At 36.4% G+C, this 18,285-nt stretch carries 21 protein-coding genes; 12 read left to right on the top strand and 9 right to left on the bottom strand.

The annotated features are described in order from the left end of the window. The first annotated feature begins 4 nt into the window (after positions 1–4). From QCQ61_RS12750 to QCQ61_RS12740, 3 genes are all read left to right on the top strand, one after another. Positions 5–520, top strand: a complete 516-nt coding sequence (locus QCQ61_RS12750; RefSeq protein WP_279448036.1) for a DinB family protein — start codon at positions 5–7, stop codon at positions 518–520. Further along, positions 521–1,477 carry a YihY/virulence factor BrkB family protein gene (locus tag QCQ61_RS12745; protein WP_279448035.1) on the top strand — a complete coding sequence of 319 codons (957 nt, stop codon included), beginning with the start codon at positions 521–523 and terminating at the stop codon, positions 1,475–1,477. A gap of 108 nt (positions 1,478–1,585) precedes the next feature. After that, entirely contained in the window at positions 1,586–2,134 is a 549-nt protein-coding gene (locus QCQ61_RS12740; RefSeq protein ID WP_279448034.1) for a type 1 glutamine amidotransferase domain-containing protein, read from the top strand. A 61-nt stretch (positions 2,135–2,195) separates the two neighbouring features. Here QCQ61_RS12740 and QCQ61_RS12735 read toward each other — a convergent pair whose 3' ends face one another. Beyond that, positions 2,196–2,489, bottom strand: coding sequence for a hypothetical protein (locus tag QCQ61_RS12735; RefSeq protein ID WP_279448033.1), 294 nt, complete (start codon positions 2,487–2,489; stop codon positions 2,196–2,198). Between the two features lie 77 nt (positions 2,490–2,566). After that, on the bottom strand, positions 2,567–3,637 hold the full coding sequence (gene aroB, locus QCQ61_RS12730; protein WP_279448032.1) for a 3-dehydroquinate synthase: 1,071 nt from the start codon (positions 3,635–3,637) through the stop codon (positions 2,567–2,569). Positions 3,638–3,706: 69 nt separating this feature from the next. Between aroB and QCQ61_RS12725 the strand changes: the two genes are divergently transcribed. Further along, positions 3,707–4,885 (top strand): proline dehydrogenase family protein, encoded by a 1,179-nt coding sequence (locus QCQ61_RS12725; RefSeq protein ID WP_279448031.1) that lies wholly within the window; start codon positions 3,707–3,709, stop codon positions 4,883–4,885. A 5-nt stretch (positions 4,886–4,890) separates the two neighbouring features. Here the strand turns inward: QCQ61_RS12725 and QCQ61_RS12720 are convergent, their stop codons facing one another. The 7 genes from QCQ61_RS12720 to porX all read right to left on the bottom strand — a co-directional run bounded on the left by QCQ61_RS12720 (position 4,891) and on the right by porX (position 10,398). Next, the gene (locus tag QCQ61_RS12720; RefSeq protein WP_279448030.1) at positions 4,891–5,268 is read right to left on the bottom strand and encodes a hypothetical protein; all 378 of its coding nucleotides are present in this window, start codon (positions 5,266–5,268) and stop codon (positions 4,891–4,893) included. 46 nt (positions 5,269–5,314) lie between these two features. Continuing rightward, complete coding sequence (locus tag QCQ61_RS12715; RefSeq protein WP_279448029.1) at positions 5,315–6,514, bottom strand: alanine dehydrogenase; 1,200 nt, start codon at positions 6,512–6,514, stop codon at positions 5,315–5,317. Between the two features lie 57 nt (positions 6,515–6,571). Next, positions 6,572–7,084: a hypothetical protein gene (locus QCQ61_RS12710; RefSeq protein WP_279448028.1), complete on the bottom strand. Its 513-nt coding sequence runs from the start codon at positions 7,082–7,084 to the stop codon at positions 6,572–6,574. After that, positions 7,047–7,187, bottom strand: a complete 141-nt coding sequence (locus QCQ61_RS12705) for a hypothetical protein (RefSeq protein WP_279448027.1) — start codon at positions 7,185–7,187, stop codon at positions 7,047–7,049. The genes QCQ61_RS12710 and QCQ61_RS12705 overlap by 38 nt, the downstream gene beginning before the upstream one ends. Positions 7,188–7,561: 374 nt before the next feature. Further along, the gene (locus QCQ61_RS12700) at positions 7,562–8,074 is read right to left on the bottom strand and encodes a hypothetical protein (RefSeq protein ID WP_279448026.1); all 513 of its coding nucleotides are present in this window, start codon (positions 8,072–8,074) and stop codon (positions 7,562–7,564) included. 265 nt (positions 8,075–8,339) lie between these two features. Beyond that, on the bottom strand, positions 8,340–8,753 hold the full coding sequence (tsaE, locus tag QCQ61_RS12695; protein ID WP_279448025.1) for a tRNA (adenosine(37)-N6)-threonylcarbamoyltransferase complex ATPase subunit type 1 TsaE: 414 nt from the start codon (positions 8,751–8,753) through the stop codon (positions 8,340–8,342). A 94-nt stretch (positions 8,754–8,847) separates the two neighbouring features. Further along, positions 8,848–10,398 carry a T9SS response regulator signal transducer PorX gene (porX, locus tag QCQ61_RS12690; protein ID WP_279448024.1) on the bottom strand — a complete coding sequence of 517 codons (1,551 nt, stop codon included), beginning with the start codon at positions 10,396–10,398 and terminating at the stop codon, positions 8,848–8,850. Positions 10,399–10,553: 155 nt separating this feature from the next. Here porX and QCQ61_RS12685 point away from each other — a divergent pair, with 155 nt between their 5' ends. The 8 genes from QCQ61_RS12685 (at position 10,554) to sucD (ending at position 18,213) form a co-directional block, all read left to right on the top strand. Further along, positions 10,554–11,798 carry an HD domain-containing protein gene (locus QCQ61_RS12685; RefSeq protein ID WP_279448023.1) on the top strand — a complete coding sequence of 415 codons (1,245 nt, stop codon included), beginning with the start codon at positions 10,554–10,556 and terminating at the stop codon, positions 11,796–11,798. A gap of 120 nt (positions 11,799–11,918) precedes the next feature. After that, complete coding sequence (gene lpxD, locus QCQ61_RS12680; protein WP_279448022.1) at positions 11,919–12,944, top strand: UDP-3-O-(3-hydroxymyristoyl)glucosamine N-acyltransferase; 1,026 nt, start codon at positions 11,919–11,921, stop codon at positions 12,942–12,944. Next, positions 12,937–14,343 carry a bifunctional UDP-3-O-[3-hydroxymyristoyl] N-acetylglucosamine deacetylase/3-hydroxyacyl-ACP dehydratase gene (locus tag QCQ61_RS12675; RefSeq protein ID WP_279448021.1) on the top strand — a complete coding sequence of 469 codons (1,407 nt, stop codon included), beginning with the start codon at positions 12,937–12,939 and terminating at the stop codon, positions 14,341–14,343. Before lpxD ends, QCQ61_RS12675 begins: the two co-directional genes overlap by 8 nt. 84 nt (positions 14,344–14,427) lie before the next feature. Further along, on the top strand, positions 14,428–15,213 hold the full coding sequence (gene lpxA / locus QCQ61_RS12670) for an acyl-ACP--UDP-N-acetylglucosamine O-acyltransferase (RefSeq protein ID WP_279448020.1): 786 nt from the start codon (positions 14,428–14,430) through the stop codon (positions 15,211–15,213). A 33-nt stretch (positions 15,214–15,246) separates the two neighbouring features. After that, positions 15,247–15,813, top strand: a complete 567-nt coding sequence (efp, locus tag QCQ61_RS12665; protein ID WP_279448019.1) for an elongation factor P — start codon at positions 15,247–15,249, stop codon at positions 15,811–15,813. 67 nt (positions 15,814–15,880) lie between these two features. Further along, on the top strand, positions 15,881–16,819 hold the full coding sequence (locus QCQ61_RS12660; RefSeq protein WP_279448018.1) for a UDP-3-O-(3-hydroxymyristoyl)glucosamine N-acyltransferase: 939 nt from the start codon (positions 15,881–15,883) through the stop codon (positions 16,817–16,819). Beyond that, the gene (locus tag QCQ61_RS12655) at positions 16,816–17,229 is read left to right on the top strand and encodes a nuclear transport factor 2 family protein (protein ID WP_279448017.1); all 414 of its coding nucleotides are present in this window, start codon (positions 16,816–16,818) and stop codon (positions 17,227–17,229) included. Before QCQ61_RS12660 ends, QCQ61_RS12655 begins: the two co-directional genes overlap by 4 nt. A 111-nt stretch (positions 17,230–17,340) precedes the next feature. After that, on the top strand, positions 17,341–18,213 hold the full coding sequence (gene sucD / locus QCQ61_RS12650; protein ID WP_279448016.1) for a succinate--CoA ligase subunit alpha: 873 nt from the start codon (positions 17,341–17,343) through the stop codon (positions 18,211–18,213). Positions 18,214–18,285: the final 72 nt, after the last annotated feature.

Below are 18,285 nucleotides of genomic sequence, written 5' to 3'. Positions count from 1 at the left end.
AACTATGACCCTAACGGATCTTGACAAATCAACTTATAATTCATATTATCAAAAATACTTAAACTTAGTTGGTGATAAACCGCTACTCGAAGCTCTGCAAAGGGGACAGGTAGAAACGGAAAACTATTTTGAAAATCTAGAAACTTCCTTATGGGAGTATCGATACAAAGAAAATAAATGGACGCCAAAAGATATCTTACAGCACATAATAGATACAGAACGTGTATTTGTATATAGAGCTTTATACTTTTCACGCGTGGATGAAGCAAATTTAGATGGTTTTGATGAAAATCTTTTTGCTGAAAATGCTTTGGCAAATCTTAAAACTGCCGATGCTCTCCTAAAGGAGTATAGCGCTGTTCGTAACGCTACCATTAGTTTATATAGCGGTTTTAGCACGATGCAACTAAGGCGTTGCGGTAAAGCCAATAACAGCGTATTATCTGTGGCTGCTGCCGGATTTATAATCTGCGGTCATGAAATTCATCATAGAAATATTATTAATGAACGCTATTTATAAATGAAATTTTTAAAACTTTTAAAAAACACTTACTTAAGTTGGGACAAAAATGATCCGTGGGCCAAAAGTGCGGTTATTGCCTATTATGCTCTATTTTCATTGCCTTCATTATTAATAATATCAGTACATTTTGCAGGAGTATTTTTTGGTAGGGAAGCAGTTGAAGGAAGAATTACCGGTGAAATTAGTGGGCTTATAGGTAAGGGAAGCGCAGAGCTGGTACAGACCATGATAATTAATTCTACTTTGTCAGAAAGCTCGCTGTTATTTATAATTTTTGGGATTGGTGTACTAATATTTGGAGCTACGGGAGTGTTTTTTCAGTTGCAAAAGGCGCTTAATGATATTTGGAGCGTCCGTGCCAAAAAAAACACGTTTATAGATACGCTTAAGCGTAGAGCAATCTCTTTTGGCATGGTACTGGCAATTGGGTTATTGTTGTTAATTTCATTGGTTATTACCAGTGCAATAAATGCTTTAAGCGACTTAATTGGAAATTACTATACCGATCTTTCGTCGCAAGTAGTCCAGATTTTAAATTTTGTTTTTTCGCAAATAATAATAACCGCCTTATTTGCCACAATTTTCACTTTGCTCCCCGATGTAAAAATAAAATGGAAAACTAACCTTATTGGGGCTTCCATTACAGCACTTCTATTTTTGGTGGGTAAATATTTAATTGGTTTTTATTTTTCGGCATCAGATCCGGCTTCGGTCTATGGTGCAGCGGGCAGTTTGGTGCTTATCCTTCTTTGGGTTTATTACACCTGTCTTATTCTGTTTTTTGGAGCTGAACTTACGGTTAATTGGGCCCTTTTTAGAAATATTAAAATAGAACCTTCCAGTAATGCTACACTTTCATATGAACGCGAAATGGAGGAGCTGCGCGCGTATAAAAGGAAGGTAGAAGAAGATAAAAAAAAAGCCGAAATCTTAAAGAGTAACACCAAACCTTAGTATTTCTTAACAAAGATTAATAAAACATTATTATCGTAAAATTGATATACCGCCAACTCCATAGTATATTGGTCTTAATTAATTGTTTAACTTAAAAAAGAGAAGAATATGAAAAAGAGAATTGCAATATTAGCAACTGACGGATTTGAAGAATCTGAATTGAAATCACCGAAAGAGGCGATGGAAAAGGAAGGTTTTAACGTGGAGATTATTAGTGAAAAAGAAGGAACAATAAAAGGCTGGGCAGATGGTAACTGGAGCAATGAGTACAATGTTGATCAAACGTTGGATTCTGCATCTGCGACAGATTTTAATGCTTTGGTTTTACCAGGTGGCGTTATAAATCCCGATAAATTAAGGCGAAATGATAAAGCGCTTAAATTTGTTCAACATTTTTTTGAACAAAAAAAACCTGTGGCTGCTATATGCCACGGACCGCAAATTTTAATTTCGGCCAATGTGGTAAAAGGTAGAAAAATGACTTCGTTTAGTTCAATTAAAGACGATTTAATTAATGCCGGCGCCAATTGGGTAGATGAAGAAGTAGTAGTAGATGAAGGGTTTGTAACCAGTAGAAATCCGGACGACCTGCCAGCTTTTAATTCCAAACTAATTGAAGAGGTAAAAGAAGGTAAGCACGAATTACAACATGCGTAATGCCTAAAATGAATGTAAAAAAAAAGAGGCTGAAAAGCCTCTTTTTTTATTGTGTGGAAGTTTATTCCTCTTCGTCCATTTTTTTTCGCTCTGGCATTTCGCTTATTGGCTCATTGAAATCTGCATCTTCATAGTCATCTTCGTCAAAATTAGCCATTGAAATTTCCAGACGAGAACTCACTTTAACCAAATAAATGGTGTCTTCTGTTCTAACCTCAACAGCTTCAACTGTCTCATTTTTAGCGTTTTTGAATGTTATAACATGATCGTCATCGTATCCGTCAGGATATTTATCAACCAATAGTGAAAGTATTTCTGGGGTTAGCTTTCGATAATCTACAATAATTCGCTTCATTTTAATTTTCAATCTTTAATTTGAGGTTATAAAACTATTCAAAAATAGAAGAGATAAAAATCTTTTCGAGATAATTTTTAGAAATTTTTATAATAGTTAAATGCGTTGAAAATCAATTTGTTGCTTACGGTGCAATTTGTTCGTGGGTGGCCAATATTCTCTAAAAGTACAAAGCGAACCTCTCCATTGCTGTTTTTTTTATCGAAGACAAGTAGTTTTATAACTTCATCAATATCGTTTGTGGTAAAATCTACTTTTGGAAAATATGCCAAAATAGTAGTGGCAACATCATCCAACTTTTCTTTGGGGAATCCTATACTTTCAGCAGAAATATACGTTGCCAAAATTAGACCAATTGCTACAGCTTCGCCGTGAAGTAGAGGTTGTTTGTTTTTGTTTTTTAAGAGATACGATTCAATTGCGTGGCCGAGGGTATGCCCGTAATTTAGTGTTTTCCGAAGATTTTTTTCAAATGGATCTTCAGTTACTATTTTATTTTTTATTTCAACCGATTCTATAAGCAATTCATCAAACTCACGCTTATTGTCAATGGTAATTTTCTTTAATCTTTCCCAATAATCTTCACTATAAATTAAACCGTGTTTTAACATTTCGGCAAGTCCGGATGTTATATGCACTTTGGGCAAGGTTTGTAAAAAGTTAGTGTCTAGAATAACCATTTCGGGCTGGGTTATTACGCCTATTTGATTTTTTAGATGTCCTAAATCTACTCCATTTTTTCCGCCAACCGAGGCATCAACCATTGCTAATAAAGTTGTTGGGATATTTATAAATCGCAATCCCCGTTTAAAGGTAGAAGCCACAAAGCCTCCCAGATCGGTAACTACACCACCGCCAAGATTAATAATTATACTATTACGGTCTGCACCGCTATTGGAAAGTGTGTTCCAAACATTTAAACAAGTAGTAATATTTTTATGTATTTCGCCTACCGCTATGGTTATTGTGTGAATTTTTTTTTCGCCTTCGTATTTTTTTAAAAAATAGGGTAGGCAATGGGTAGCTGTATTTTTATCTACTAATACAAATATTTTTGCATCTACTTGATTGTCAATGTATTTTGATACAGCGTTCCACGATTGATGGTCGTGGTAAACTTGTCCTTTTTCAGGTAAATTAATTTCCATTAAATATTGATTTTATCATATAATCAGAAGTCAAATCTAACTATATTTGTGCACTTTATAATAAACTTTATGAATTCAAATTCTCTTTTTGATAATACTGAAACAGCTTTTCGGCTAAAGAGCGATTCTGAACTGGAAAGAGCTTATTTCCTTTTTAAAATGATTTCAAAGGAGCCATTGGTGAAAATAGGAACTGCTGTAACAAAATTTGCGTTAAACGTAAATCTGCCGGTGGAGGGACTAATACGATCAACAGTGTTTGACCATTTTTGTGGAGGTGTAAGCGAAACTGACTGTATGACTACGGTTGATAGGCTGTCTGATGTTGGGGTATGCTCCATTTTAGATTTTTCGGTTGAAGGAAAGGAAGAAGACGCACAATTTGATGCCACTGCAGCCAAAGTAAACGAGCTAACGGAATTTGCAAAGAATAAAAAAGCGATGCCATTTTCAGTATTTAAACCAACTGGGTTTGGCAGATATTCTGTTTTTAAAAAGGTAACAAACAAACAAACTTTAACCGATGTTGAAATGCAGCAATGGCGCAATATTGAAGCCCGTTACGAGAGCGTTTCAAAAACGGCTTATGATTGTGGCATTAGTTTATTGATAGATGCCGAAGAATATTGGATGCAAGGTGCCGCCGACGAATTATGCGAACGGATGATGGAAAAGTATAACAAAGAACGCCCCATAATATTTAATACCTTGCAATGTTATAGATGGGACCGTTTAGATTATTTAAAACAGCAACACAAAAAGGCGCTTGATAAAGGATATAAATTAGGGTTTAAAATTGTTCGTGGTGCCTATTTGGAAAAGGAAAATGAGCGCGCTGTAGCCGGTAATTATAAATCTCCAATCTGCGAAAGCAAAAAAGCCACTGACGATAATTTTAACGAAATCATGAAATACATAATGGACAACTTAGACGATATTGAGTTGTACATTGGTACCCATAACGAACTGAGCACATATTTGGCTATGGATATGATGGAAGCGAAGGGAATTTCGCGAAGTGATGAACGTATTTGGTTCGGACAACTTTTCGGGATGAGCGACCATATAACCTTTAATCTTGGTGCGGAAGGATATAATGTGTCTAAATACATTCCTTTTGGTCCGGTTAAAGATGTAATGCCCTATTTAATTCGTCGGGCAGAGGAAAACACGTCTGTGGCGGGACAAACAAGCCGCGAGCTCACACTTCTGAAAAAAGAGCGGGAGCGAAGAAAGTTGAGTAATTAAAAAGATTATTGAGTACTAATATTTGCCTTTAATACAGTTGCCAGTTCCTCACAGTTTTCAATAGTTAACTTTAGGTTTTTTTCTGAAATTTCACCTTCAATAACATAAATTCTACAAGAATCTAATTGGGTGTTACTTTCTGAAAAAAGCACATCGCCTTCTACCAAAAGTGTTGAAATCGCCGAAGTATCCAAACTATTTTCCTGTAATGCTCGGAGGGTTTCTTCGGAAAAGGCGCGTTCCTTTAAACGAATATTTTTTAGGGTTCTTGATTCGGGGCCGTAAGCGCAGGATGTTTTTTTTCCGCTGAGAATAAAAAACAGCAGAGCTATTCCTATTAAAAAACCACCGGAAAAATAAACCAATCTATAAGCTAATCTCATTTTTAGGAAATTTGGTTATTAATTCGAAACAAATTCGAACTAATTTTTAAAAAATTAACAAGTTAATATCGCTATATGGCATATCGAACCAATCTGCAACTGCTTTGCTTGTTAAAATTCCGCGGTAAAAGTACAAACCATTTTTTAAACCATTGTCAAAGCGAATGGCGTTTTCGAGTCCGCCACCTTCGGCAATTTCTAAAATATAGGGAGTGAAGATATTACTGATAGAAATAGATGCCGTTTTAGGATATCGCGCTGGAATATTTGGTACCCCGTAATGGATAACGTCGTGTTTTTTAAAAGTTGGTTGGTCATGACTGGTCATTTCGGTGGTTTCAAAACAGCCGCCCATGTCTACACAAACATCAATAACCACAGCGCCTTTTTTCATATTGCGCACCATTTCTTCAGTTACAATAATGGGAGCGCGGTTATGACCGCGAACAGCACCAATTGCAACATCACAGCGTCGTAATGCTTTCATAAGATTTTTAGGCTGGATTGTAGAAGTGTATAAAATCCTACCCACGTGCGTCTGAATTGTTCTTAGTTTGGTTATTGAACTATCAAAAACTTTTACATTTGCTCCCAGGCCCAATGCAGATCGTGTGGCAAACTCACCCACGGTACCAGCACCAATTACAACTACCTCTACCGGTGGAACTCCACTAATATTGCCAAAAAGCAAGCCGTTTCCTTTTTTTGCGTTTACCATTAATTCGGCAGCGATAAGCACAGAGGCCGTTCCTGCAATTTCACTTAATGCCTTTACGGCGGGGTAGCTGTGGTCTTCATCTTTAATAAACTCAAAAGCTAAGGCCGTAATTTTCTTTTTAGCCAGTGCCTCAAAATATGATTTCTGCCTTGTTTTTAATTGAAGGGCAGAAATAAGAACCGTTTTGGGATTAATTAATTCTAATTCGTCGAGAGTGGGGGGCTCTACTTTTAAAACCATAGGGCATCCAAATACCTTCTTTTTATCGGTGGTCATTTCGGCGCCGGCTTCCGAATATTCGGTATCGGCAAAACCGGCTTCAATACCTGCACCATTTTCAATAAGCACCCGATGGCCATTATTCACTATGGCATTAACAGCATCTGGGGTTAAGCAAATTCGTTTTTCTTGAAAATACGCTTCTTTAGGAATACCGATAAATAGTTCTCCTTTTTGTTTGGATATTTCGAGCGTTTCCTCCTGCGGAAGTAATTGAGCCCTGGTGAAGGGTGATTTTGGTTTTGACATGGCACTAATTTGGCAGTCTCAATTTACGGAATAATTTTTAGAATCCTAATGAATGATTTAACGAAAGAGTTCTTTAATCTGCTGCCAGATGGATTGTTTTTCCAGCAATTCCTTTTCAAAAGATTTTAGGTCGTCTTGTCGCATTTGGCTAAAGAGTTTGGCTCTTATTAAATAGACAAAGGGGATTACAACCATCATAATGGGAATGACATAGATAATTTCAACTTCATCTACTCCAAAATTTTGTTTTATAAGATTGAACAATTGAAAAACATACATAGAAAGCGGTACTAGTATAATCCAGTGCCACCAATGTTTGCAGGTAAAGAACCAAATGAGTAAGAGAATAACTGGTATTATTTTTCCAGTTAAAAACCAAGCGTATTGATATATTGAAGGAAATTCGGTTGTGAATGTAAATAAGAAAGTTTTCCAAACTTGAGTATCGCTTGGAAAACTTTCATAGGCATAATATAGTAAGGGAGTACACCCTATTATAAATACAATAATGCCGCCTTGTATTAAGCTTTTTTTATCCGGCTGGCGGAACCTTAACCGTTCTCGCGTCAATTTGTTGTGTGGTTTGTTCATCTTGAATTCCTTCTGGGGTACATGAGGCAAATAATCCTGCGGCAAAAATTGCGGCTACAAAAATAAGTTTTAAGTTTTTCATAATAATAAGTTTTTGTGAGGTTAATATGTAACAAACCTACACCCAAAAAACTTATTTTTAATAACTATGTTAATTGTATATTTACAAGTTTTATCACGCTTAAATTCAACAAAATACGTTTAAAGGTGCATAATAAGGTATATTTAGCGATAAATGTTAAAATCTATAAATTTAATATTTCTGTGGCTAACAGTAGCTTTTATAGATATTTATTGAAAATGAAAAACTAAATTTTGGTTTAATAATATTGAAAAATTGTCCTAAACTTGTGTTTTAAAACTATCACTTATCAGTATTTAGTGAGAGATACTCCAAATAGAATAGTAAATACGAACGCTAAGATATAAAATTTGATGGTATAATTAACCTCCCTATTAAAAGAGATCTTTGATCTGATCCCAAAAAGATTTCTTTTGACTTAGTTCCTCTTCAAATGTTTTCAGGTCTTTATGAACTAGGTTGTTAGCCAACTGAGCTCTAATTAAATATACAAAGGGAATTATTATGAGCATAATAGGAAAGAGCCACCATATTTCTACCTCATCGGTAATACCTACATCATCATTTATAACGCTAAATAATTGAAAAGCAAACATGCCAATGGGTATTAAAATCACGTGATACCACCAATGTTTACAAGTTATAAACCAAATCGCTAACAAAAAAAGAGGAACAAATTTTCCCATCATTGTCCATGCCGATACTTGAACTTTTTGATACCAATTGGCCTCGTAAGTAAACAAAAAAGTTTCCCACGTTTTAACTTGTGGGAAACTTGTGTATGAATAAAAGATATAAGGACTTGCCGCTATGATTAGGGCAATTATACTACCCGTTACTAGGTATGATGATGTCGCTTTTTTTGATTTGTTGTGGTGTTTGTTCATCTTGAATGCTTTCTGGGGTACAAGAAGCTAAGGTTCCAAGAGAGAAAATTGTTGCGATAAATAAATACTTTAGAGTTTTCATAATATATAGTTTTTGTGAGGCTCTTAATACTTCAAACCTACCACGAAAAAAGCTAAAAAATCCAACTATTTTTCCCCTATATTTATAAATTTTTTCTTCATTAATATCCCAGCTCTATAATTTTTGCGATTTGGGGCAAACAACTAAAAAGTAATTTAAAATATTTAATATCTCGTTACAATTTTATCTCATAGGCATAATTTTTATGTTTCTACTTCTGTTAGGGTTTGTTTTAATATAAATTTTTGTGGCGTCTTTTGGCAAGAGCGGGTCTATCTTCTCGGGCCATTCTATAAAAATATAATTGCCGCTGTATAAATAGTCTTCAAAACCAATATCGAAAGCTTCGGTTAAGTTGTTTATTCTGTAAAAATCAAAATGATATGCTGTGCCTTCTCGCAAATCGTATTCATTTACGATAGCAAAGGAAGGGCTGCTTGCAGGTTGTAAAACTCCAAGTTGCTTTACAATTTCATTAATTAAAGTTGTTTTACCAACTCCCATTTCACCATAAAAAAGAAATATTTTTGATGCTGAATGTTTTAAAACCTTGGTAGCAACTTCACTAATTTCATTTTCGGTATATGTCAATTCCATATAATAAGAAATGCGAATATAGCCAATTATAGCCTATTATAGAAATTATCCCTAAAATCTAGAAAGTATTATAACACCTTTGTTAAAAAATATTTTACTTGGGTGTAAAAACTGAAAAAGGAATTATCATTTCTTCTAACGAAACGCCCCCGTGCTGGTACGTATTTCGGTAATAACTAACGTAGTGATTGTAATTGTTTGGGTAGGCAAAAAAGTAATCGCCTTTTGCAAAAATAAAGGAGCTGCTCATATTAATGGTTGGCAGGTGGATGGATTTTGGGTCTTTTGCGGCTAAAACCTCTTTATCTTCATAGGTTAAACTCTTTCCAGTTTTGTAACGAAGGTTTAAACTTGTGTTTTTATCGCCAATTACTTTTGAAGGATTTTTCACATTAATTGTTCCGTGGTCCGTTGTTATAATTAATTTAAATCCTAATCGGGCAGCCTGCTGAATAATTTCTAACAAAGGCGAATTTTTAAACCAACTTTGTGTAAGCGATCGGTACGATTTATCGTTAGAGGCTAATTCTTTTATAACTTCCATTTCGGTTTTTGAATGCGATAACATATCTACAAAATTGTAAACCACCACCGTTAAATCTTCGTCCTTGTGGCTTTTAAAATTTTCAACAAGTTTTTTTCCTTGTTTTAAGCTTGAAATTTTATGGTAACTCCAGTTTAGCCTTAATCCCAGGCGCTTGAGTTGTGCTTCCATAAATTCTTGTTCCTTCATGTTTTTTCCGCCCTCTTCGGTATCGTTCAACCAAAGATCGGGGTGTAATTTTTCCATATCGCTTGGCATTAGGCCCGAAAAAATTGCATTTCGAGCGTATTGGGTTGCCGTAGGCAGAATACTGCAGAAAAGCTCTTCGTTGGTTTTTTTATAAATATTGGCCACCGTGGGCTCAAATGCCTTCCATTGATCAAAACGTAAATTATCTATTACCACCAATAGGGTAGGAGTGCCTTGTTGTAGCTGCGGCTGGATTTTTTCTTTAAACAGGGTGTGCGACATGATTGGCGCTTCGGTAACATCCTCAAACCACTGTGGATAATTTTTATCTATAAATTTACAAAACTGGCTATTTGCCTCGGTTTTTTGAGATTCCAAAATCTCGAACATTCCTGAATCTTCAATGTCTTCCAACTCCAGCTCCCAATAAACCAATTTTGTGTACAGATCTTTCCATTCCTCAAAGCTATTTACCATAGATAGATCCATTGCTATTTTTCGGAATTCCTGCTGGTAATTTGACGTTGTTTTTTCCGAAATCAATCTGCTGTGGTCCAAATTCTTTTTTAAACTCAATAGAATTTGATTTGGATTCACCGGTTTAATAAGATAATCGGCAATTTTAGAGCCTATGGCTTCTTCCATTATATATTCCTCTTCACTCTTAGTTATCATTACTACTGGAATAGAGGCTTGAAATTCCTTAATCTCGGCAAGCGTTTCGAGCCCTGTGAGGCCTGGCATGTTCTCATCCAAAAAAACAATATCGAAATTTTCTTTTTTTATTTCGTCTAAAGCCTCCGATCCACTTTGTGCTGTAGTAACACTATAATTTTTATTTTCAAGAAAAAGGATGTGTGGTTTAAGCAAATCTATTTCGTCATCTACCCAAAGTACTTTTATGTTGCTCATATATGTATATTTGTCTTTCTACTCCCTACCTTTGGTATTGGAGTTTGGTTATTTTTAAATTTGTGAATAATTCTAATCGCTTAGAAGAATCTTCTTCAAAAATAAAGCTGAATTTTCGCAAACAATTATTGAAGCTACTAATTTAAAGTTAAAGTTTGAAAACCCTTCCCAAGCACAAAACTATAAACGATCCTATCTATGGTTTTATTACCATACCCAGCCAGCTGGTTTTCGATTTAATGGAGCATAAATATTTCCAAAGACTTCGGAGAATTTCGCAAATGGGCTTTTCGTACATTGTTTATCCTGGTGCGCACCACACCCGTTTTCACCATGCCTTAGGCGCTATGTTTTTAATGCAAAAAGCTGTGCAGGTGCTTAAATATAAGGGAGTTAAAATTTCTGCAAAGGAGGAAGAAGCCCTTTATATGGCCATACTTTTGCACGATATTGGCCACGGTCCTTTTTCGCATGCTATGGAAAATAGCATTGTTGAAAACGTTAGCCATGAGCAAATTTCACTATTTTTTATGGAAGCTTTAAATAGGAAGTTTAACAAGCAATTAACGCTTGCCATTGAAATTTTTAAAGACCAGTACCCGCGAAAGTTCCTTCACCAGTTAGTTTCGGGGCAGCTAGATATGGATAGGTTGGACTACCTAAAACGCGACAGCTTTTACACCGGCGTGCCAGAGGGAACCGTAAACGCCCAACGTTTAATAGCAATGCTGAATGTAAAAAACGATTCCTTGGTGGTGGAAGAAAAAGGTATTTATTCGGTAGAAAACTTTCTCGTTGCCCGCCGGTTAATGTATTGGCAGGTATATCTTCATAAAACTGGAATCGTTGCAGAGCAGTTACTGGTTCGTGTTCTAAAACGCGCCAAACAGCTTGCGGCCAGCGGTAAAGATCTTCCGGCGAGCGATGGGCTAAAGTTTTTTTTAACGCATACTATAAATTCTAACGACTTTTCGGATGAAGTGCTCAATACGTTTTCAAAATTGGACGATTACGATATTATTTCGGCTATGAAAATGTGGGTAAATAACGAGGATTTTGTTTTGAAGAACCTTTCAAAAATGCTTTTAAATCGGGATTTACTGAAAATTAAAGTAAAATCGCAGGTTTTTCCACTTCAAAAATTAAAGCAAAAGCAAAAGTTTTTAATGGATGCTTTCCGTATTTCGGAAGAAGAAGCGGCGTATTTTGTTTTCACAGGAAAGCTAGAAAATCAAGCGTACAGCATGGAAAAAGATACCATTAATTTATTGAAGAAAAACGGTAGGACAATAGAAGTTGCAAAAGCGAGCGACCAGTTAAATTTAGAAGCGCTTTCCAAATCTGTAGTAAAATACTATATGTGCTATCCAAAAAACAATAAAGATAGCTATAGCAACTAAGTCCTTTTTTTCTATTTTTGCAAGAATGAAATTGAACGTCCAAAAATCCATTCAATTAAAATGTGCTACTTTGCAGGCGGTACAAATATGGTCGTTAGTTATTAAAATTCGAAACCTATAATGAAATTTACAGCAGCCCAAATAGCAGGATTACTCAATGGCACCGTAGAGGGTGATGAGGGCGCAGAGGTTTCGCAACTGGCAAAAATTGAAGAGGCAGATGGTGGTACACTTACTTTTTTGTCCAATCCAAAATATACGCCGCACATATATACCACAAAGGCGTCTATTACAATTGTAAATAATGATTTTGTTCCGGAACATACTTTTAATACCACGTTGATTCGGGTAGATAATGCTTACAATGCATTTTCACAATTGCTGGAATATTACAATCAGGTAAAAATGAACAAGACCGGAATTGAAGAGCCGGTCTTTATTTCAAAAAGTGCCCAATACGGTGAAAATATGTATTTAGGCGCTTTTTCATATATAGGTGAAAACGTAAAAATTGGCGATAATGTAAAAATTTATCCCAATGTTTACATTGGTGATAATGTAACGATTGATGATAATTCCATTTTATTCACCGGAGCAAAAATTTATTCCGAAACTGTAATAGGGAAATCTTGTGTTATAAATAGTGGGGCTGTTATTGGCGCCGATGGTTTTGGTTTTACTCCCAATAAAGATGGCGAGTATATTAAAGTGCCCCAAACTGGAAATGTAATTTTGGAAGACAATGTTGATGTAGGGCCAGGCACAACTATAGATCGAGCAACCTTGGGATCAACCTTAATTAAAAAGGGAGTGAAATTAGACAATCAAATTCAGATTGCACATAATGTTACAATTGGCGAAAACACCGTTATTGCCGCTCAAACAGGAGTTGCGGGTTCAACCAAAATAGGTAAAAATTGTATGATCGGCGGGCAAGTGGGCATTGCCGGACATATTATAATTGGCGATAACGTAAAAATTCAGGCCCAAAGTGGTATTGGCAGAAACGTAAAAGACAATGAAACCCTACAAGGGTCTCCAGCTTTAAGTTATAGTGATTTTAATAAAAGTTATGTTTATTTTAAAAACCTTCCCAAAATTATGGAGAGGTTTAATGTAGTTGAAAAAAAGCTTGATAATGAATGAAAGTTTGGTAAAACAGCGCACTATTGGTAAGGATATATCGCTTACAGGAGTAGGTTTGCACACGGGCAAAGAAGTTACAATTACCTTTAAACCAGCACCGGAAAATCACGGATATAAATTCGTGAGAATAGATTTGGAGGGGAGTCCCGAAGTAGAGGCAGACGCAATCTATGTGGTAAACACCCAACGTGGTACTAACCTGGAGAAAAACGGAGTTAAAATTCAAACTTCCGAACACGTGCTGGCCGCATTGGTGGGTCTAGAGATAGACAACTGCTTAATGGAATTAAATGCTTCAGAACCTCCAATTATGGATGGTTCCTCAAAATTTTTTGTTGAAGCGCTCGAAAAAGCTGGTATTGTAGAACAAGATGCTGAAAGAACAGAATACATAGTAAAGGAAGTTATTTCATACACAGATGAAGATTCTGGAAGTGAAATTATTGTTATGCCTGCTGACGAATACCAAGTAACTACCATGGTAGATTTTGGCACCAAGGTTTTAGGAACGCAAAATGCCTCTTTAAATCGTATTTCAAATTTTAAAGATGAAATAGCCAATGCGCGTACCTTTAGCTTTTTGCACGAAATTGAAATGCTGTTGGAGCACGGCCTTATAAAGGGAGGCGATTTAAACAACGCAATAGTTTATGTAGATAAAGAACTTTCGCAAAGCACAATGGATAAACTTCGTACTGCTTTCGGAAAAGATTCTATTTCGGTAAAACCCAATGGGATTCTAGACAATTTAACCCTTCATTATCCAAACGAAGCGGCAAGACACAAGTTACTGGATGTAATTGGCGATTTGGCTTTGGTTGGAACACGGATTCGCGGTAGAGTAATTGCCAATAAACCCGGCCATCACGTAAATACGCAATTCGCGAAAAAACTTTCGCGTATTATTAAGATGGAGGCACGTAACAATATTCCAAAATTCGATATTAACCTTCCACCAGTAAAGGATGTAAACGAAATTATGGCAATGCTACCGCATAGACCGCCTTTCTTACTGGTAGATAAAATTATGGAAATGACCGATACAAGTGTCGTGGGACTTAAAAACGTTACCATGAACGAACCATTTTTTGTTGGTCACTTTCCAGGAGCACCGGTAATGCCTGGGGTTTTAATTGTTGAAGCAATGGCGCAAACGGGAGGAATCCTCGCATTGAGTACCGTTCCCGATCCCGAAAATTATTTAACGTACTTTATGAAAATAAACAACGTTAAATTTAAACAACAAGTAAATCCGGGCGATACCCTTATTTTTAAACTTGAATTAATGTCACCTATTCGTCGTGGAATTGTTCACATGCACGGAAATGCATACGCGAATGGCAAATTGGTGACTGAGGCCGAATTAATGGCCCAAATGGTAAAAACAAAAAATTTATAGTTAAAAGTTAGCGTGAAATATTCGTTTTTAATTCAAAAACCGATACCGCAATTTTTTAACTGTAAAAAACATTAAACGAGAGAAATGAATCAACCACTTGCATACGTCCATCCGGGCGCAAAAATAGCCAAAAACGTTGTTATTGAACCTTTTACAACCATTCACAATAATGTTGTTATTGGGGAAGGAACTTGGATCGGGAGCAATGTTACAATTATGGAAGGAGCTCGCATTGGTAAAAATTGTAACATTTTTCCCGGTGCTGTTATTTCGGCCATTCCACAAGATTTAAAATTTAAGGATGAAGAAACTACAGCAGAAATAGGTGATGGAACAACTATTCGAGAATATGTAACCATAAACCGCGGTACGGTAGATAGAGGCAAAACGGTTATTGGTAAAAACTGTTGGATTATGGCTTATTGTCATATAGCCCACGATTGCATCGTTGGTGATAACTGTATTTTTAGCAATAACAGTACCTTGGCAGGCCATGTAACTGTTGGAGATTTTGTTATCTTGGCCGGTATGACGGCGGTTCACCAGTTTTGTATGATTGGTAACCACGCCTTCGTTACTGGTGGCTCCTTAGTGCGGAAAGATGTTCCTCCATTTGTAAAAGCCGCTCGCGAGCCCCTAAGTTATGTAGGGATAAATTCTATTGGGTTAAGAAGAAGAGGTTTCAGTTCGCAAAAAATTACCGAAATACAGAATATTTACAGACTCCTCTATCAAAAAAATTACAATACTACACAAGCCACTGAAATTATCGAGGCCGAAATGGAAGCCACTCCTGAGCGCGATGAAATACTTCAGTTTATCAAAAATTCCAAAAGAGGAATTATGAAAGGCTATTTCAATTCAAATTAAAAACTAATTATTAATTCAACGTAAACATAAATAATGGCCACTTCATCAGATATTAGAAAAGGACTTTGTATCCGCTATAACAACGACATTTATAAAATTATTGAATTCCTTCACGTAAAACCAGGTAAGGGGCCGGCATTTGTCCGTACAAAAATGAAAAGTGTTACTACTGGAAAAACCATTGATAATACCTTTTCGGCAGGTCATAAAATAGACGATGTACGTGTTGAAACCCATAAATTCCAATATTTGTACAGCGAGGGCCAAATGTATCATTTTATGAATACCGAGGATTATTCACAGATTCAGTTAATGAAGGATATTCTTGACACACCAGAGTTAATGAAAGAAGGCGAAATAGTTACCGTACTTATAAATACCGAAGACAATGCCCCTCTTTCTGTTGAAATGCCAGCTCACGTAATCTTGGAGGTAACTTCAACCGAACCAGGTGTAAAGGGCAATACTGCTACAAATGCCACAAAACCCGCCATTGTAGAAACAGGAGCCGAAATTAACGTCCCGCTGTTTATAAACGAAGGCGATAAAATTAGAATAGATACCGATAAAGGTCAGTATCAAGAAAGAATTAAAGAATAACAAAAGCGTAGCCCTGCCAATTCGGGTTTATAAGTCTTAAAAAATCACTTAATATTTACTATTTATTTTGAAATTTCCTGCTCCCCAAACCCTTGAAAATATAGCTGTTATAATCGGTTCCGATTATGTAGGGGAACCTGCATTTCCTGTTTTGGGGATGAATGAAATTCATGTAGTGCAACCGGGAGATATAGTATTTGTGGACCATCCGAAGTATTATGATAAAGCCCTACAATCGCAGGCAACGGTTATCCTAATCAATAAAAAAGTTGATTGTCCCGCTGGCAAGGCTTTGCTTATTTCTGATGATCCTTTTCGTGATTTCAATAAATTAACCCAACATTTTAAACCATTTGAAAGTGCAAAGAGTGCAATTTCAGAATCTGCCAAAATAGGTGTAGATACCATTATTCAGCCCAATGTTTTTATCGGGAATAATGTAAAAATTGGAAATAATTGCTTAATTCATTCCAATGTTTGTATTTACGACAATACCGTAATTGGCAATAATGTAACCATACACGCCGGAACAATATTGGGTAGCGATGCATTTTATTATAAAAATCGGCCTGAAAAATTTGATAAACTTTTAAGCGGTGGCAATGTTGTAATTCAGGACAATGTAGATCTTGGCGCGCTTTGCACCATAGATAAAGGAGTTACTGCCGCAACCACAATTGGTGAAGGTTCCAAGCTGGACAATCAAGTTCAGGTTGGTCACGATACGGTTATTGGTAAACGTTGTTTAATTGCTTCACAAGTAGGTATTGCCGGTTGTGTGGTGATTGAAGATTTTGTAACAATTTGGGGGCAGGTGGGTATAACCAGTGGTATTACAATTGGCGAAAAAGCAGTTATTTCGGCCAAAAGTGGCGTAAGTAAATCCTTGCCAGGCAACCAGTCTTATTTTGGAACACCGGCAGATGAATTCAGAAAAAAGTATAAGGAATTGGCTTCAATTAGGCTTATTCCAGAAATTATAGAAAAATTGAATAAATTATCATGAAGAATAAAGCAAAAGAAATAGTCAGAAACTTCTACAGGTCAGATATATTGAGGGATGAAACTGTGATGGAGCGATTTTTTCATCCAGAATTAACCCTAATCTGGAACAGTGCCAACGGACTTACGATCATGAATTATGACGATATTGTAAATTTCTTTGGCGAAGTGCGGCGATCTTATAACGACTTACGGGTAGAGATAAGCCATTTGCTCGCTGATGGCAATCATGTAACCATTCGGTATAAATACTATATCCGTACGATGGAAAATTCTGATGAAGAACTAGGTATTGCCCATTTTATTGCCATTTGGGAAATAAAGGACGATTTAATATACCGGGGATATCAAGTTAGCCAGCCTGTAACCGATAAGGATGATACAAACGAAAGTTATCATAGAGTTAAGGTGTAATATCTTTTAAAAGCCTTGCCAAAAACTGTATCTTTGCGGCGATTATAAGAGAATCTGCTTTTGGTTCTACTTCAATCATTAATAAAAATAACCAATAGAAAATAGTTAAAAATGAGCGTTTTAGTAAATAAAAATTCAAAAATAATTGTTCAGGGCTTCACGGGTAGTGAGGGTACATTTCACGCCGAACAAATGCTGGAGTACGGAACCAACGTGGTAGGAGGGGTTACTCCAGGAAAAGGTGGGCAAATGCATTTAGATAGGCCTGTTTTCAACACAGTTTCAGAAGCAGTTGAAAAAACGGGCGCCGATACTTCTATTATTTTCGTGCCACCTGCATTTGCTGCAGACGCCATTATGGAGGCTGCCGATGCAGGTATTAAAGTAATTATTACTATTACCGAAGGAATTCCTGTAAAAGATATGATTACAGCTTCAGACTATTTAAAAGATAGAGACTGCCGCCTGATTGGTCCTAACTGTCCGGGCGTTATTACCCCAGGCGAAGCAAAAGTAGGTATTATGCCAGGTTTTGTATTTAAAAAAGGAACAGTAGGAATTGTTTCAAAATCGGGAACACTTACTTATGAAGCGGCTGATCAAGTAGTAAAACAAGGATTGGGCATTACAACTGCAATTGGTATTGGAGGAGACCCTATAATTGGTACTTCAACTAAAGAAGCGCTGGAAATGCTAATAAACGATTCTGAAAGCGAAGCCGTAGTAATGATTGGCGAAATAGGCGGGCAATTAGAAATAGATGCAGCAAATTGGTACAAAAATAGCGGTATTAAAAAACCTGTAATTGGTTTTATTGCTGGTGAAACGGCACCTGCTGGGCGTACCATGGGCCACGCCGGAGCAATTGTAGGGGGTAGTGACGATACAGCGCAAGCTAAGAAAAAAGTAATGCGCGAATGTGGGATTCACGTTGTAGATTCTCCAGCAGAAATTGGTAAAAAAGTAAAAGAAGTTTTAGGATAACTAGCAATTTTAAACCTGCGAGGTTTTAAGAACCTTGTAGGTCTCAATCTTTAATTAGCTCTGTGAAATTCG

It is taken from the genome of Aequorivita marisscotiae (assembly GCF_029814825.1).
In the GTDB taxonomy this organism is placed as follows: Bacteria; Bacteroidota; Bacteroidia; order Flavobacteriales; family Flavobacteriaceae; genus Aequorivita; species Aequorivita marisscotiae.
The sequence above is the reverse complement of the archived record's forward strand: the minus strand, read 5'-3'. Positions and strand labels throughout refer to the sequence as shown.